17 protein-coding genes and 1 riboswitch are annotated in these 17,191 nt (G+C 27.9%); of the genes, 2 read left to right on the forward strand and 15 right to left on the reverse strand.

What is annotated here, in order from left to right:
* Positions 1-55: 55 nt before the first annotated feature.
* Positions 56-775, reverse strand: a complete 720-nt coding sequence (locus RSF37_RS02395; RefSeq protein WP_332562784.1) for a Bax inhibitor-1/YccA family protein — start codon at positions 773-775, stop codon at positions 56-58.
* 251 nt (positions 776-1,026) lie between these two features.
* Between RSF37_RS02395 and rd the strand changes: the two genes are divergently transcribed.
* Complete coding sequence (gene rd / locus RSF37_RS02400; protein WP_332562785.1) at positions 1,027-1,188, forward strand: rubredoxin; 162 nt, start codon at positions 1,027-1,029, stop codon at positions 1,186-1,188.
* Positions 1,189-1,274: 86 nt separating this feature from the next.
* On the opposite strand, the gene RSF37_RS02405 is transcribed toward rd, so the two are convergent.
* The 8 genes from RSF37_RS02405 to RSF37_RS02440 form a co-directional block, all read right to left on the reverse strand.
* Positions 1,275-2,474: a cation:proton antiporter gene (locus RSF37_RS02405; RefSeq protein ID WP_332562786.1), complete on the reverse strand. Its 1,200-nt coding sequence runs from the start codon at positions 2,472-2,474 to the stop codon at positions 1,275-1,277.
* 251 nt (positions 2,475-2,725) lie between these two features.
* On the reverse strand, positions 2,726-3,115 hold the full coding sequence (locus tag RSF37_RS02410; protein WP_332562787.1) for a hypothetical protein: 390 nt from the start codon (positions 3,113-3,115) through the stop codon (positions 2,726-2,728).
* A gap of 122 nt (positions 3,116-3,237) precedes the next feature.
* Complete coding sequence (gene clpB, locus RSF37_RS02415; protein WP_332562788.1) at positions 3,238-5,841, reverse strand: ATP-dependent chaperone ClpB; 2,604 nt, start codon at positions 5,839-5,841, stop codon at positions 3,238-3,240.
* A 378-nt stretch (positions 5,842-6,219) separates the two neighbouring features.
* Positions 6,220-7,482, reverse strand: coding sequence for a helix-turn-helix transcriptional regulator (locus RSF37_RS02420; protein WP_332562789.1), 1,263 nt, complete (start codon positions 7,480-7,482; stop codon positions 6,220-6,222).
* An 18-nt stretch (positions 7,483-7,500) separates the two neighbouring features.
* Complete coding sequence (locus tag RSF37_RS02425) at positions 7,501-8,802, reverse strand: helix-turn-helix domain-containing protein (RefSeq protein WP_332562790.1); 1,302 nt, start codon at positions 8,800-8,802, stop codon at positions 7,501-7,503.
* A 239-nt stretch (positions 8,803-9,041) separates the two neighbouring features.
* Positions 9,042-9,215 carry a hypothetical protein gene (locus tag RSF37_RS02430; protein ID WP_332562791.1) on the reverse strand — a complete coding sequence of 58 codons (174 nt, stop codon included), beginning with the start codon at positions 9,213-9,215 and terminating at the stop codon, positions 9,042-9,044.
* A 98-nt stretch (positions 9,216-9,313) separates the two neighbouring features.
* Positions 9,314-9,958, reverse strand: a complete 645-nt coding sequence (locus RSF37_RS02435) for a ribonuclease H family protein (RefSeq protein WP_332562792.1) — start codon at positions 9,956-9,958, stop codon at positions 9,314-9,316.
* 24 nt (positions 9,959-9,982) lie between these two features.
* Positions 9,983-11,026, reverse strand: a complete 1,044-nt coding sequence (locus RSF37_RS02440) for a YkvA family protein (RefSeq protein WP_332562793.1) — start codon at positions 11,024-11,026, stop codon at positions 9,983-9,985.
* Positions 11,027-11,227: 201 nt separating this feature from the next.
* Here RSF37_RS02440 and RSF37_RS02445 point away from each other — a divergent pair, with 201 nt between their 5' ends.
* Positions 11,228-12,193, forward strand: a complete 966-nt coding sequence (locus RSF37_RS02445; RefSeq protein WP_332562794.1) for a transposase-like zinc-binding domain-containing protein — start codon at positions 11,228-11,230, stop codon at positions 12,191-12,193.
* 219 nt (positions 12,194-12,412) lie between these two features.
* Here the strand turns inward: RSF37_RS02445 and RSF37_RS02450 are convergent, their stop codons facing one another.
* The 6 genes from RSF37_RS02450 to RSF37_RS02475 all read right to left on the reverse strand — a co-directional run bounded on the left by RSF37_RS02450 (position 12,413) and on the right by RSF37_RS02475 (position 17,165).
* Positions 12,413-13,222 (reverse strand): MetQ/NlpA family ABC transporter substrate-binding protein, encoded by an 810-nt coding sequence (locus tag RSF37_RS02450; protein WP_332562795.1) that lies wholly within the window; start codon positions 13,220-13,222, stop codon positions 12,413-12,415.
* Positions 13,223-13,255: 33 nt separating this feature from the next.
* Positions 13,256-13,894: a methionine ABC transporter permease gene (locus tag RSF37_RS02455; RefSeq protein ID WP_332562796.1), complete on the reverse strand. Its 639-nt coding sequence runs from the start codon at positions 13,892-13,894 to the stop codon at positions 13,256-13,258.
* Positions 13,895-14,857 carry a methionine ABC transporter ATP-binding protein gene (locus RSF37_RS02460; RefSeq protein ID WP_332562797.1) on the reverse strand — a complete coding sequence of 321 codons (963 nt, stop codon included), beginning with the start codon at positions 14,855-14,857 and terminating at the stop codon, positions 13,895-13,897.
* A 90-nt stretch (positions 14,858-14,947) separates the two neighbouring features.
* Positions 14,948-15,117: riboswitch (SAM riboswitch) on the reverse strand.
* 124 nt (positions 15,118-15,241) lie between these two features.
* On the reverse strand, positions 15,242-15,751 hold the full coding sequence (locus tag RSF37_RS02465) for a GNAT family N-acetyltransferase (protein ID WP_332562798.1): 510 nt from the start codon (positions 15,749-15,751) through the stop codon (positions 15,242-15,244).
* A 121-nt stretch (positions 15,752-15,872) separates the two neighbouring features.
* Positions 15,873-16,634 (reverse strand): hypothetical protein, encoded by a 762-nt coding sequence (locus tag RSF37_RS02470; protein ID WP_332562799.1) that lies wholly within the window; start codon positions 16,632-16,634, stop codon positions 15,873-15,875.
* 153 nt (positions 16,635-16,787) lie between these two features.
* Positions 16,788-17,165, reverse strand: coding sequence for a RidA family protein (locus RSF37_RS02475; RefSeq protein WP_332562800.1), 378 nt, complete (start codon positions 17,163-17,165; stop codon positions 16,788-16,790).
* Positions 17,166-17,191: the final 26 nt, after the last annotated feature.

Genomic DNA, 17,191 nt, shown 5'->3' on the forward strand with positions numbered 1-17,191 from the left:
AAAAGTGGATTCGAAAAATTTCGAATCCACTTTTATAAAATAATTTTATTCTTTATTAATCTCTATTTGAGAATATTTTTGCTAACAATTGTAATATTTCCATGTATAACCATACTAAAGTTACCATTAATCCAAAAGCAGCATACCATTCCATATACTTTGGTTCACCTTGATTTGCTCCCCTTAATATAAAATCATAATCTTGCATTAAACTAATTGTAGCAACTGCAACCACGATTAAACTAAAAGCAATTCCTAAAGGACCATTAGAGTATATTGGTAACATTATTCCAAAGAAACTTAATACTATTCCAATTAATGAAGTAGCTAATATTGTTACTAACCCAATCATTACACCTTTTCTTGTTCTTTCTGCTAAACTTGGCTTCTTACCATAAATGATTAATGTTACTATAACACAAACCATTGTAAGTAGTATTGCAGGTAATACTATTCCTGGATACATTTGATTAAATAATTGTGAAATACATCCTAAAAATAAACCTTCAAAGGCTGCATAAATAATAGCAGAATATTGGGCTGCTTTTGGGGAAAATGATGTGAAAATTGCAACTATAAAAGTTACTAATGATACCCCAACCATAACACCACTGCTATATGGTATATAGAACCAACTATATATAAATCCTCCTGTAAGTACAGCAAGTAATATAACTATCTTTGTAATAGTTCCTGCTATAGTCATTGTTGTTCCATCTTGAACAGCACTTTTAAAACCAGTAGTTAGTGCTGGATTTGTTCTTCCTAAATTCATCTTAAATCTCTCCTTTCTAAATTTCATCTTATATTATGATTATATTATAACCTTTTTATGTGTCAATTTCTTGTATATACAAACTTTATTTTTTTATTTTTAGTTCATTTTCTTAACCTAACATTTACTCTTTTTGTAATCTAAATCACATTTTTCTTTGCTATTTTAATATATTATTAATACATAAAAGAAATTAGTTTACTCATACTATTTAATGATAAGTAAATTAATATTTTGAGGAGGTAATTATTATGAAGAAATATATATGTGACGTATGTGGATATATTTATGACCCTGCAGTAGGAGATCCTGATAATGGAGTAGATGCTGGAACAAGTTTTGAAGCTATTCCTGAAGATTGGGTTTGTCCTTTATGTGGAGTAGGTAAGGATCAATTCTCAGAAACTAACTAATTAACTAAACTTAGTTTTTAATCCATAAAATAAGAAACACTATAGTTTTATTTCTATAATGTTTCTTATTTTTTTTATTTTAATAGCTATCTCGCGTAAGCTAATTCCCTTTCTTCTCTTTTAAATATTACTTTAAGAAGTATAGGAGTTATTACTGTCGTTATTACAACTACAATTACAACAGGCGCTAAAAAGGCTGGATTCATTAGCCCAACAGCTATACCTTTATTTGCTACTATAAGTGCAACCTCACCTCTCGAAACCATACCTGTACCAATCTGAACCGCTTCATGATTACTATACTTACACATCTTTGCGCCTATAGCACATCCAACGATCTTGCTTAATATAGCAATAATTAATAAAATTATAGTAAATATAAATATTGCTAAACTCATACCTGATAATTCTACCTTTATTCCTATACTTGCAAAGAATATAGGTGATAATAACATATATGACAATGTTTCAAACCTTGCATTAATATACTTTGTTCTTTCTGTATTAGAAATTATAAGACCTGCAATAAATGCTCCTGTTATATCTGCAACTCCAAAGAATTCTTCAGCTGCAAATGCTAAAAGCAAACAAAAAACAAATGATACAATAACAAATCTTCTCATATCTTTATGATATCTTTTCATCCACTTACTAAAGAATTTGTAAAATAAATATCCAACCCCGCCTGAGAATATAAAGAATAATACAATCTTTATTAACACAACTGATATATTGACTTGTGGGTCTGCTATACTAGTAATTATAGTAAGTGCAATAATACCTAATATATCATCAATTAGTGCAGCTCCAAGTATTGTGTTCCCTGCTCTTGTATTTAGCTTTCCAAGCTCTTTTAATGTCTCTACCGTAATACTAACAGATGTTGCTGTAAGTATTACCCCAATAAATATATTTTGCAGTAGAGCACTTGTACTAGCATGAGAAATTTCTCCTCTATTAAAAATATATGCTACTACAAATCCTCCAACTAAAGGAATTATAACTCCTAAAGAAGCTATAACAAATGATGCCTTTCCAGTTTTCTTAAGTTCATTCATATCTGTTTCAAGCCCTGCTGTAAACATAAGTACTATTACCCCAAGTGCTGCCATTTGTTGAATGAATTCAGTCTCATGAAGAACATCTAGCATAGCTGGTCCAAGAACTATACCTGCCATTAATGCTCCAACTACTTGTGGCATTTTAAATTTCTTAGTTATTAATCCAAAGGCTTTTGTACTAAGAAGTATAATTGCTATATCAAATAAAAACCTATATGATAACATATCCCATCTCCCCTTCCCTTTTACTATATGCAATTATAGGTTCATTTACTATATATTTCAAGTTTACCATTTCTCTTAATTATGTTAAAATTTTATGAATTTTATTATTTTTTAATTAACAGAGTCGTATTTCTTTCTTTTCCTTTGTTTTACTTCAAATTTATACATTTACATAAATTTGCTTTAATTGCTATAATACTATATGTTAACTACTAATAAATAAAAGAGAGCGAAATTTCGCTCTCTTTTATTTACCAAATTGTACTTCTTGCTTCTAATAATACATTGTCTAAACCATAATCACTTATTTGTATTTTAGAATTTTCACCCATAAGTTTACTTATAATTTCTTCTTTCTCATCATCAAATGCTCCTGATTTTTGAATTTCTTCAATTACACTATCTAAATCATATATTTTAGCTTCGCCCTCTTCAGCTCCAATTACTCTTGCAATATCTTCTCTAGCCTTTTCTTCATACATATCATAATTTGCATAAATATTTTTTTCTGAATTTAGTTTTATACGCTCTTCATAATATCTATTTCTGTAAGCATAACATCCTTCCACATCAAAAAAAGTTACGGCTTCTCCATCAGGAAATACAATTAAATAATTATCTTTTGGAGTAATATAATCCATACTAATCCCTCCCTAAAACTTCTATAAATAATATAAAAAAAGTGGAACAGAAGAATATTCTTCTCCCATCCCACTTATTCATTTCAATATTATTTTCCGTAACTTTTAGGCTTTGTATACTTCTAAATAACAGGATTAATTGTAATGTTATCTCCTTCTCCGTCAATTTTTACCTTTGAACCGAATCCGATAACTCCTTTAATAATCATTCTAGCTAATTTATTTTCTAAAGTATTTTGAATATATCTCTTAAGTGGTCTTGCACCATAAATTGGATCATATCCTTCTCTAGCTAATATAGCTTTTGCAGAATCTGTTATTTCTAATTTAATATCCTTATCATGTAATCTCTTTTCTACATCTTTTAAGAATATATCAATAATTTTCTTTATACCATTTTCAGTTAATGGTCTAAACATTATAATATCATCAACTCTGTTTAAGAACTCTGGTTTAAATCTAGATTTCATTTCACCCATTACAAGTTCTTTTGCTGCATCTGATACTTTACCATCAACTTGATTTTCTAAAAGGTATTGTGAACCTATATTAGATGTCATTATTATTATTGTATTCTTAAAGTCAACAGTCTTACCTTTGTTGTCTGTAAGTCTACCATCATCAAGTATTTGTAAGAACATATTAAATACATCTGGATGAGCTTTTTCAATTTCATCAAATAATAATACTGAATATGGATGTCTTCTTACAGCTTCTGTTAATTGTCCACCTTCTTCATATCCAACATAACCTGGAGGTGGTCCAACCAATCTTGATACTGATTGTTTTTCCATATATTCTGACATATCAATTCTTATCATACTATCTTCACTATCAAATAATGTTCTTGCTAAAGTTTTAGCAAGTTCTGTTTTACCTACACCAGTTGGTCCTAAGAATATAAATGAACCTATTGGCTTATTTTCATCTTTAAGTCCAGCTCTTGCTCTTAATATAGCATTTGATACTGACTCAACAGCTTCTTCTTGATCTATTACTCTAGATTCAAGTTCTTTATCTAATCTTAGAAGTTTTTCTCTTTCACCTTCTAATAATCTTGTTACTGGAATACCAGTCCATTTTGAAAGAACTTCTGAAACTTCTTCTTCTGTTACTTCTTCTTTTAAAAGAGCTCCTTCTGAATTATCAGCAACTTCTTCTTCCTTACCTTTTATCTTTTCTTCTAATGCTGGAATAACACTATATCTAATTTCTGCTACTTTATTGTAGTCATAATTTCTTTCATATCTTTCTAGTTCACCCTTAGCTTCATCCATTTGTTCTTTTAATTCTCTAAGTTCAACTATGTGTTCTTTTTCCTTTTCATACTTAGCTGTCATTTCATCATTTTGTTCTTTAAGTTCTGCAAGATCTTTTTCAATTACACCTAATCTCTTCTTTGAATTTTCATCTTTTTCTTTTGATAGGGCTTCCTTTTCAGTTTCTAATTGGAATACCTTTCTTCTTACTGCATCAAGTTCAGTTGGAAGAGAGTCAACTTCTGATCTTATCATTGCACCAGCTTCATCAATTAAGTCAATAGCTTTATCTGGTAGATATCTATCTTGTATATATCTATCTGAAAGTTTAGCTGCAGCAACTATAGCTGAATCATGAATTCTTACTCCATGATGGATTTCAAATCTTTCTTTTAATCCTCTTAAAATTGATATTGCATCTTCTACTGAAGGTTCTTTAACTATTACTGGTTGGAATCTTCTTTCAAGTGCTTTATCCTTTTCTATATATTGTCTGTATTCATCAAATGTTGTAGCACCAATACAATGTAACTCTCCTCTTGCAAGAAGTGGTTTAATTAAGTTACCAGCATCCATTGCACCATCTGTTTTACCAGCTCCTACAATTGTGTGAATCTCATCTATAAATAATATTAGCTTTCCTTCACTACTTTGAACTTCTTTAAGTACAGCTTTTAATCTTTCTTCAAATTCTCCTCTGTACTTAGCCCCTGCAATTAAAGATCCCATATCTAGTGAGAATATAATTTTATCCTTTAATCCTTCAGGAACATCTCCATTAACTATTCTTTGAGCTAATCCTTCAACTATTGCAGTTTTACCAACACCAGGTTCTCCGATTAAAACTGGGTTGTTTTTAGTTCTTCTTGATAGAATTCTAACAGCTCTTCTTATTTCTTCATCTCTTCCTATAACAGGATCTAATTTATGACTCTTAACTAAATCATTTAAGTTTGTTCCATATTTAGCTAAAGCATCATAAGTTCCTTCAGGATCTTGAGTATCAACTCTTTGACTTCCACGAACCTCTCTTAGAACTTCCATAAATCTATCTTCAGTTACATTGTAAGATCTTAATAAATCATAAACTATTCCGTCTTTTTCAACTTCAATTATTGCAAGCATTAAATGTTCAACACTTACATAAGAATCTTCAAATTTTTTTGAAATATCCTCAGCTTTTATTAATACTTTTTCAACTTGTCTTGTTATATATACATTTGTTTCTGCTCCAGAACTTGCCTGTACTTTTGGTATTAAATCTAAGCCTTCTTTTATTGAAGATTCAAGTGCTTTTACTGAAACACCCATCTTAGTAAATATATTTGGTATTAATCCGTCTTGTTGTTCAACTAAGCTTGCGAAAAGATGAATTACATCCATTTGTTGATTATCATTTTTCACTGCTATTAAATTTGCTTCATTAAGTGCTTGTTGAACTCTTAAAGTCATTTTATCTACATTCATCCTTAAATTCACCTCTCAATTATCATTAACTTAAATTTATAATAGTATATTAGTCAAAGAAAGTCAAAGACTGTTTTTTGGGCAAATTTATTTATTTAAACCTTTAAATAATGATTAATTGAAAGTTTAACCTATATTGCTTTATTTTTTTCGCAATATCTCTCGTTTACTATTATTAATCTATCTTATTTATGTAAATGAAATTTCTATGAATGGCTCATTATAAGCATATCCATAGTTATAATATATTAAGTTACAAAATTAAATCTATTTTTAATATTCCTTTAAATACCATGTGTTTTAAGACTTTGTTGTTTATATTTTCACTAAATTTTCACAAATTAAAAGGAGGCATAATTGCCTCCCCTTGCTTCTTAACTATATTTTCTTTTGCATCTTCATTGCAAGTGTAAAATATTTTATAGAATCATTAGTATCTTTAATTTTATGATACATATTTGCCATGTCTATATATCTACTATATAAGTCTTTTCTTGTACCAAACTTAACTAATGAATCTAATGATAAATTCATGTAAAGTTCAGCTTCTCCATATCTATCCTGCTTTTGAAGTAACATACCCTTTAAATAATATGCTCTTTCAATAAGCTCTATATGATTTAATTCAATTGCAATATTTATTGCCTTATCAGCAAATTCATCTGCTAACTCAAAAATCTTATTGCTCTTAAGTAATTTTACACCCTTAACGAAAAATCTTCCTAATTTAAATAAATCATCTTCAGGTAAAATTTCCATTGAACTATGTATTTCCTCTAAGGCCTTTTCCTTTTTGCCAACTTTAAAATAAGCATCTGCAAAATCTAATTTCATTTCTGCAATTCCATTAGTATCGTCTTCTAAATATGCATATATTAAATTAAGTTCTTCTTCATTTGCATCACCAGTTGAGAATATACTTATTAATGAACTTGCATAATATATTTTAGCCTTTAACTTTTTATTTTCTACATAATTTATATTTTCTTTTGAAATTTTAATATGCTTCCTAGCTAAATCATATTCATCACATTTTAAATAGCACATACCTTCTCTATATCTCATGTTAGCATACAATTCATTATTAATATTATCATCTTCAATAAGTATATCTAGCACTCTAGTATAATAAGTTCTAGCTTCTCTATATTCTTTACTGTAATACAAGTAATTTGCCATATCTCTAAAATACATTATAGTATTTTCTGAAACATTATTTCTTCTATATAAGTCGTAATATCTTGGAATTATATCTAATATTTCGTTTAGCTTATTGTTATTTAAATAATATCTAAACAACTTATGAGTTAACTCAAAAGCTAATGAAAAATATTCATAATCAACTGCATATTCTAAATTTAACTTAATATCATTTTCAAATTCAGAATCCAATTCATTACCGCTTTCGAAAATCTTAATATTCTCTGTTATTTGCTCATAAACATCTTTAGCTAAATATTTATAATCAAGTTCAAGCTTGTCTGCTATATATATTAAGATTTCCTCATCGGCTTTAACTTTTCCATTTTCTATACAACTCATTTTAGATATTGAAATTTCTTTTCCACATAGCTCTTTTAAAGTAACACCTTTATAAATTCTCGATCTTTTTATTTTTTCTCCTGTTGAAAGTATTTCCATACCTAACCACCCTTCTCATTAGTTATTTAGTATTCCTATTTCTTTAAAAATACTAACCCCTTCATCTAAGTATTTAGCTGCTTTTTCATCATCTTTATTATCAAGATAGAACTTACCAATCATAATCGCAAGCTCTCCTGCTCTTTGATACAGTTCATTACTTTTTGCGAAGTTATAACTATCTAATAGAATGTGTTCTGCTTCAATATCCTTGCTATTTATAACAGCCATTCTATATTTAATTAAATTACATTCTATAGTTTCATCTTTATCATTTTCTGTTAATCTATCTGTAACATCATCTAAAACTGCACCACATCTATCTAAATCTTTTATCTTCAAATAATTTTTACTAATGTTTAGTAATGTATCAATAACTTTATTGTCATTATTTTGTATTCTCATATCTTTTGCAAGTTCATAGTGTCTAAATGATTCCTCTATGTTTTCAAAGTTATAGAATAACTTTCCTAAGTCATTTTCTATATTTGATATATTATTAAAATCATTAAGTTCTTGGTATATTTTCAAAGTTTTCTTAGAATACTTTATTGCATTTTCTAAGTCACCTTTTTTACTATACTCCTCTGATAAGAATAATAGTGTTTTCGCATATTTATCTTTATTATTTATCTTTTCAAACTTTTCTTTAGCTAAGAATGAGTAATCTATTGCTTGTCCTATACTATCCATCTCAAAGTATGTTTTAGCTAAGTAGAAATAAATTTCTCCTAAAAGATAATCTTCACCAATTTCATTATCCATATATACTTTTTCTGCTTGTTTTAAATAACTATTAGCTGAATAGTACGCTTTTAGTTCTAATGTAATTTTAGCTAGATTCAAGAATGTATTAATAATATCTTTATGTTCACTATTTTTTATAAATATAACATTTGCTGATAAGAAATATTGTTGTGCTAATGTTATTTCACCTTTACCAACATGAATGTTAGCTCTTAAATAAAGGATTTTAGCTTTCTTATTCTCTAAATTATATAGTTCTGCATAATAAAGAGCATTTTCTATATACTTTTCAGCAATTAAATATCCTTCATCTAATATATAAGCCTCTGCTATTTGCTCGTAATAAGTACAAACTTTATCAGCTTGGCTTTCTTCTGACTCCATTAAATATTCTACAGTTGTATTTAAATTATTTGCTAAATACTCTAATAAATCCATTGAAGGATTTGATCTACCTGATTCGACTAAGCTAATTTGACCAGGTGTTATTCTGTCTTTAGCTAAATCCTTTAATGTCATATTCAGTTCTTTTCTTTTTCTTTTAATTTTTTCTCCTAAAGATAGAATTTCCATAGCTTCTCATCCTTTTCCATTCTTATTTTGTTAATTATTTTTTAACTTTGTTTACACTTTGTCTAAATTTAGATTTATTATAACACGTTTTCCAAAAAATATACAAGATTCTTGTTAAAGTTTGTTAATTTTTCTTACACTAAAATTTAATTTAAATTAACTTTACCACATATTTAATACAATAAAGTTGAAAATTGTATAAAAAAATAGCTTATCTTTTAAGATAAGCTATTTTTTTATTATTTCATCATTGTCATCATATGGTCGTATGTTTCTCCTGCTACGTTAGCAATTTTTTTCCCTGTTCTTTTCATAGTTTTTCTTGTTTTTCTGTCTAACTGTGGTAAGATTGCCATTCCTACTGCAGTACCAATTAATGCTCCTGCTGCCATTCCTTTGATTAATTTACCCATAAATAACACCTCTTTATTAATTTTATTTATTTAGATTGTATTATTAGAGTATGTAATTAACAGCTTTTTAAACTATGAAATCATTTCTTAACTTACTATTATATACCTAAAGCAGCTTTCGCTAGTGCATCTACTCTATCATTATACTTATCTCCAGAATGTCCTTTTACTTTTTTAAATGAAATTTTTATATCTTTCATTTTTTCTCTCATAAAGTTATGGTAACTAGAAGTTATTTCGTTATTTCTTTTCCAAGTGCCTAATGCCCATGATTCTATTCCTTGATAATCAAATACTATAGTAACTTGCTTATGTCCATTATCCACTGCATATTCAACAGCTTTCATAGCACCTAAAACTTCCCCTGATACATTTCTAAGTGGAATTGCTTTTTCATCAAATCCAACACCATTATCTTCATATATAACATTACCTTCTAATATAGCAACTAATCCATAAGAAAAGTTCTCTTTTTCTAATGAAAAACTTCCGTCAACATAAATAGTTAGTCCTTCATCAGCAATGAAACTTTCTTCTTTTTTTGCGTTAGTACTTTGCTTATCTACTTTAGTACTTCCACCTTCTGTATTTATAAGAATAAACTCTTTTGCTTCATCTAAAGTTTTAAAGCTTTTATATATAGCACCGCTACATCCTATTACTTCCTTCTTACATGCATCCCATGAATTTAAAATTTTAGGAACTCCTGATTTACCTTTAAACACTGAATAATACTTTGCCATAATCGTCTCCTTTAATATGTTCTTTTATAATGTTGCAAGTTCTTGTGCCACACTATATATTTTGTCTATATTTCTTGCACCTGTAAAATTACTTACATATTCAACACCATTTTTTAATACTAATATAAGTTCATTTTTTCCTGACCAGTTTTCTGCAAGAACATTAAATGGAACTTCCTTTGCAATTCTATTAAGGGCAAAGAAAAGAACTGCTAAATCATCAATTTTACCTACAAAAGGTATATTGCTAGGTATCATATCAGTTGGACAAATTATATATGCTATAGATCCAGATACTGCTATTTTTGTTTTCATTGGAACTCTATTATCTTTTAATAACCTACAAATAAGTGCAAGTAAATCTGGTATTAAAAATAAATACTCTGAATATGCCTTCGCATTTTCAGGTAATTTTTCTTCTAGCTTTTCTTTTGTTGTATCTCTACCAACTGTATAGAAATCTTCAGTTTTCTTAGTGTTTTCTAAAATAATTTCTTCATCTTCTATTATTTGTTCTTCTGCTAATTGCTCGCATATAGCATCAGCTTTAATATTATCTCCAGAAATATGTTCTTCTACACTACTTTTTATTTCTTCACTTACTACTTCTGATACTTTTCCAGCAAAGTTTAAATTTATATTTTCAACTTCTGCTGATAAAATATCTTTAGTCACATAAATATTTTTCACATCTATTTTTATAAATGGAACTTTTTCTAATAATTGATTAACATCCACTGTTATTCTATCCTTAGTTGTACAAATTCCAATGTCACCAATAACTTTAATTAATGTTTTTAATGCTAAACTTCTAAAAATTCTAAATATACCTAGCTTGTATACTTTTAATTTTGAAAGCCTACCAACAACTTTTCCATCCACTATATTTAAGTTATCAATTAATACACTAAAATCTATTTTTATTCCTTTTGTGAAGCTTCCCTTTAATTCTATTCCATTATGTATTGTAGCTTCATTTATTTTCAAACCATCTATTTTAAGAAAATCATTTATTATACTTAAAATATCATCTCCTGTTAAATTCACACAAACTTTTGATATATTCACGACTCATCCCCTCCAAATAATAGTTTATTCTCTTTATTTTACCCTTTTATGTTTGTAATGTAAATTATATCTGCTATGTATTATACCGTTTATCAACCTTTAGTTTTGTGTTTTAGTTAAATGTTGTTGTATTAATGTATATATTAATATGTTTAGTGTCAATAATTCAATTATAAAATATAAAAAAATAGGAGTCACTTTATGAAAAACAAGCTTAATGAAACTACTCTTAAAGAATATATAAAAAATTTAAAAGCTCTTGATTCAATTAAACACAAAAAGCCTTCAAATAATTATAAAGAAGCATTTATTAATAAGTTTAATTTCTACGATGAATCTTTAAAGATTAATTACTCAACACCTTTGAACTCATCTTGCCCTCATTGTAAAAGTACCAAATTCATTAGATTTGGTACTTTTAAAGATACACAAAGATACCGCTGTAAAGATTGTCTAAAAACTTTTTCTAATAATACTAATACTTCATTTTCTTATTCTAAAAAATCGCCACTTAAGTGGAATCTTTATATAAGCCTCATGTTTTCTGGCCATACTATTCGATCTTGTGCTAGTATTCTTGAAATAAATATAGCTACTTCATTTTCGTGGCGCCATAAAATCCTTACAAATTTACTTAAGTTTAATGACGAGAAACTATTAACTAATATGATTAGTATCAGTTCTTTTACAAGCCGTGAAAATTTTAAAGGTTGCAGAGAAATTCTTAAAAAAGATAGAGAAAAAGTGAATATATTATTTGCCATAGATAACAATTTAAATTCTTTTGCTGCCATCAATAATATAGGAACCTTTAATGTACAGAATACTTATAGACTTTTGTGTAATAGATTTAATGCTAATTACAATTTAACTTCATATCAAAATAGATTGTTGAATCCAATATCTAATTACTTTTCAATTAAAAATACTGATGAGACCTTTGATCAATTGCAAAACAATAAAGAATTACTTAATGCTTTCAGATTTAATATTAAAACTTGGACTAAGAAATTTAAAGGAATTGCTACAAAGTATCTTGATAGATATCTTGTTTGGTTTGCCCATATATATAAAGAGTTCTTTGTTAATAAATCATTATTTTTAGACCTATTTAACAATTTATTTAATCATAAATATAGCACCCCTGATTTTACTGAGTTTTATTAATATTTTTTTCTTTTCAGCTGCTTGTCTTATTATATTAATTTATATATATTAACTAAAAAACAACATTTATTTAAAACACAATTTTATAAGTTTATATTTTATATAACCGCCCAAAAGCCTCGACAAAATACAAATAATAACTATAAAAACAGACAAGAAATTACAGATATATATTTAAAAAAGGCAACCATAAAAATATGGTTACCTTAAAATTCATAACTAAAATACTGGAATAACAGCTCCATCATATTTCTCATTTATAAATTTTTTAACATCATCAGAAGTCAAAACTTCTGTTAAATCTTTTATTTTTTGACTATCTTTATCTGCTTCTCTTACAGCTATTATATTTGAGTATGGCTCAGCTGCCTTCGAATCCTTATCTTCTGAAATAAGTGAATCTTTCTTAACTGAAAATCCTGAATCTATAGCATAATTTCCGTTAATAACAGCAGCATCAACATCTTCAATTGTTCTTGGAATAGATGCAGCTTCCAATTCTCTAAAGTTTAAATTTTTAGGGTTGCTTATTATATCTTTTGGAGTTATAAGTTCTCCATCTTTTACCTTAATTAGTCCATTTGATTCTAACAGCTTAAGTGCTCTCGCTTCGTTTGAAGGATCATTTGGGATTGCAATTGTTGATCCATCTTTCAGCTCACTAATATTTTTTATTTTCTTTGAATATAATCCTAATGGCTCTAAATGAACTTTTGCAGTATAAGTTAGCCCCAAATTTTCCGCTTTATTTTGTTCATTTAAATATGGTATATGTTGAAAGAAATTTGCATCCAAACTCCCTTCTGATAACGCTTTATTTGGCGTTACATAATCAGTAAACTCTTTTATATCAACCTTATATCCTTTTTCCTCTAATTTAGGTTTTATATGCTCAACTATTTCCTTATGAGGAACTGGTGTAACCCCTATTGTTATTGTTTTATCATCGCCACTCTTACTTCCACAACCTACTAATGCTAATGATAATACTCCTATTAATACTGTTGATAATATTGTTCTCTTTTTCATATTAAAATCCCCCTTTTATTTTTTTGCTTATTACTATTTTGATAGTTTTTTATAAAAATAATTTCCTAAACTTTGTAATCCCTGAACTATAACAATCAATAATATAACTGTTACAATCATATACTCCGTTTGATGTCTATGATATCCATATCTTATTGCAACGTCTCCAAGACCCCCTGCACCTATTGCCCCTGCCATAGCTGAGTATCCAATAACACTAATTATTGTTAATGTTAATCCTGATACTATTGAAGGTACTGCTTCTTTTAACATTACCTTGAATATTATTTGACTATCTGATGCCCCAAATGATTTTGCAGCTTCAATTACACCACTATTAACTTCTCTAAATGCGCCCTCAATTATTCTTGCAATAAATGGTGCTGTTGCAATAGTAAGTGGTACTATCATAGCTTCTTTTCCAACTGTAGTTCCTACAATTATTTTGCTTAATGGAAATACTGCAACCATAAGTATTACAAATGGAAAACTTCTTAAAATATTTACTATAAAATCTAATACACTATAAACTCCTTTGTTTGGTCTTAACCCCTCCTTAGCTGTTAATGTCAAAACTATAGCAAGCATAAATCCTAATATAAGAGCAAACAATGTTGATAAAACAACCATATAGCCTGTCTCCCACGTAGCTTTTAAAATCTCTTCAAACATTTATAACACCTCCCATTGAACATTTTTTCCATTTAAATAATTTGTTACTATTTCCTCATCACAGTCATCAATATTTATGACTAAATTACCAAGCACACTATCTCTGAATCTTTCTAGCTTGCCCCAAACTATTGAAAAATCAGCATTTGTATCCCTTGCCATTTTTGTAATAAGTGCATTTTCTGATGAATCCTTAGGAAAGAATATCTTTATATTTATTCCCTTTTCCGGAAGCAAATCTATATCATTTTCACCAAGGAATTTTTTAAGAGAAAGTCCAGGTTTTAAAAACAAATCCTCAGCTCTTCCTTGTGATCTAATACGCCCTCCTTCTAATAATGTAATTCTCTCACAAACTTCTTTTACCACCTCCATTTGATGTGTTACCATTACTATCGTAATTCCAATTTGCTTATTTATTTTTAAAATTAATGATAATATGTCTTTAGTTGTTTTAGGATCTAAAGCTGATGTAGCTTCATCACAAAAAAGTATATTAGGTTCAAGGGCTAATGCCCTTGCTATAGCAACCCTTTGCTTTTGTCCACCACTTAATGCAGCTGGTTTACTTTTAAGTTTATCTTCAAGATCCACTAGTTTTAAAAGTTCTAATACTCTTTCTTTAATTTTATCTTTTTTATATCCCCAAAGTTCTAAGGGAAGGGATATATTTTCATAAACATTCTTCCTCTCTAATAAGTTAAAGTTTTGAAATATCATTCCAATATCTTTTCTAAGTTCTCTTATCTCATTTTTATTTAACGTTCCAATATTTTTACCATTAACAGTAATGTAACCCTCATTATAACTTTCTAATCCATTTAAGCATCTTAAAAGAGTAGATTTTCCAGCTCCACTATGTCCTATTATTCCATATATTTCCCCTTTATTTATTTCCAAAGAAATATCTTTTAAAACTTCTAATTCCCCAAAGTTTTTCTTCAAATTTTCTATCTTTATCATATTCAAAAGCCCCCTTTTTTTAGGTAATAAAAAATGCACTAGAGAATAAAATCTCTAGTGCATGAAAGTTACTTGCCCTATTAATATATTCCCTTATCTATCAGTTATAAAAACTGCTGGATTTAGCACCACACACAAGTAATAAAATTTATAATTTATAACCTCATAAAAATAAATGAGAATTAAAACTAAACCTTACTATTACTTTAGTAGGTTGCCGGGTTTCATAGGGCCAGTCCCTCCACCACTCTTGATAAGAATGCATAATTTAATTTTTAAATAGTCTTTTCAAATTTTATCCATCTGATAGACTTATATATAATATAATATGTTATTAACAGTTTGTCAATAACCTTATTATAAAAATATAATACATTTAATTTTCTACAATATTTTTTCTAAACAAATAAATTCCCCGCTTTTGCCTTCAAGATTAATTACACCTACTTTTTTAAATCCACTCTTTATGTATAACCCTTGTGCTCGTTCATTTGTTATATTAGTATCTAGTCTTATTGACTTTAAATTTCGTCTCTTTCCTTCTTCCTCAATGAATGTAATTAATCTTTTTCCGTTACCCATTCTTTGAAATTCTGGATTTACCATTAGTCTATGAGGAACTAATGCTTTTTGTGAACTGCTCCAAGTAACTTTTTTATAATTTATATCTTCATTGCTATTTAAAACAACGGCTCCATACACTACGTCTTCATTTTCATCAGCATTTGAAACCATAACATATAGCTCCTCATTTTCAAAATCTTTTTCAAAATGGTGTATTGTTGGATATGTACTAGTCCAATTAAGACCTTTTCCTTCACCAGTTTTAACTACTTGAGGAATAATTGCTTCTATTTTTATTAAATCACTTCTTTTTGCTTTTCTAAATTGCATAAATATCCTCCATATCATCTTTTTATATATTATGAAGTATATTATATATTTTCACAATATCTTTTTACTATTAATTCAGTATAAAAATTATGAAGATACTTAAATTAGTATCTTCATAATTTTAATTTCCTAACAAATCACGTTCTTTTTCTTCTATACTTCTATTATCAAAAGGTGAATTTATTAAAGCTTTTTCGAATAATTTCGGATAATTTTCTTTTAAATATTTCATATACTCAACCCATTTTAATGCAACAAGCTTGTATGCATAATTTACATCCTCATTAATATGATTTTCCTCATATTTATTTTCATTATAACTTTTATATCTATCATTAAGTTCGTCTCTAAGATGCATTACAGCTATGACAGTATTTGTGAAACATTCATTTTCTCTAAGCATTGGATTTGAAATAAGGTCAACTACTAAATCGCTATTCCGGTCTAGTAAATTTTTAAGTGCCTCCTTATCTATTCTATCTATACTAGCTTTATAATTATATTGTTCAAAAACAACTTTAAATTCATCATATTTCTTATCTGAACATTCTTTTTTTATTATACATTTCTTTGTTATTTGATCTATTCCATCATCAGATTTCACAAATATATCAAGAAGTTCCTCACCTAATTCATGAAAGAAAATTCCCATCAGCATATTGATTTCACTTTTTGAATTCTTACTGTCTCGTTCTTCAATTACATATTTAACTATTATTGCTGTAATAAGCATATCAAGAGGTACCGCCGTTAAGTTTTGAAGAAGTGCTGAAATTACATCTTGCGAATTTCCAACAAACAGAAAGTATATTAAATTTAATATTACAGTTAATACTATTAATATTATTCCAGTTATAATAGTACTTTTTCTTTTGTTACTCATATCCTCATCCCCTTATTTTACTGATATATAATTAATATATTGTAAAGGCTGATTTATTGATAATAATTTTTAAAATATAAAAATAAAAAAGCCTTAGAATTCAATTAAATTCTAAGGCTTTTTTACTGTATTAATTATGGTTTAAGTTATTTACTAAACAATAGCAATTACTTCAATTTCAACTGGTGCATCTAATGGTAGTTTAGCTACTTCAACACAACTTCTTGCTGGTGGTTCTCCCTGGAAGAATGTTCCGTAAACTTCATTAACTGCTGCAAAATCATTTAAATCTTTAACAAATACAGTAGTTTTAATAATCTTATCCATACTTGTTCCAGCTTCTTCTAATATACCCTTAATATTAGATAAGCTTTGTTTTGTTGCGGCTTTAATTTCTGTTATTAAATCCTTAGTTCCTGGTACTAGTGGAATTTGTCCTGATGTATAAATCATATCTCCAACTCTTATAGCTTGTGAATATGGACCTATAGCTTCAGGAGCATTTTTTGTCTTAATTACTGTTTTATTCATAATAAATTCCCTCCTTTTATCTTTTC

Origin of the sequence: Clostridium sp. (assembly GCF_036643715.1) — a bacterium.
Taxonomy (GTDB): domain Bacteria; phylum Bacillota; class Clostridia; order Clostridiales; family Clostridiaceae; genus Clostridium.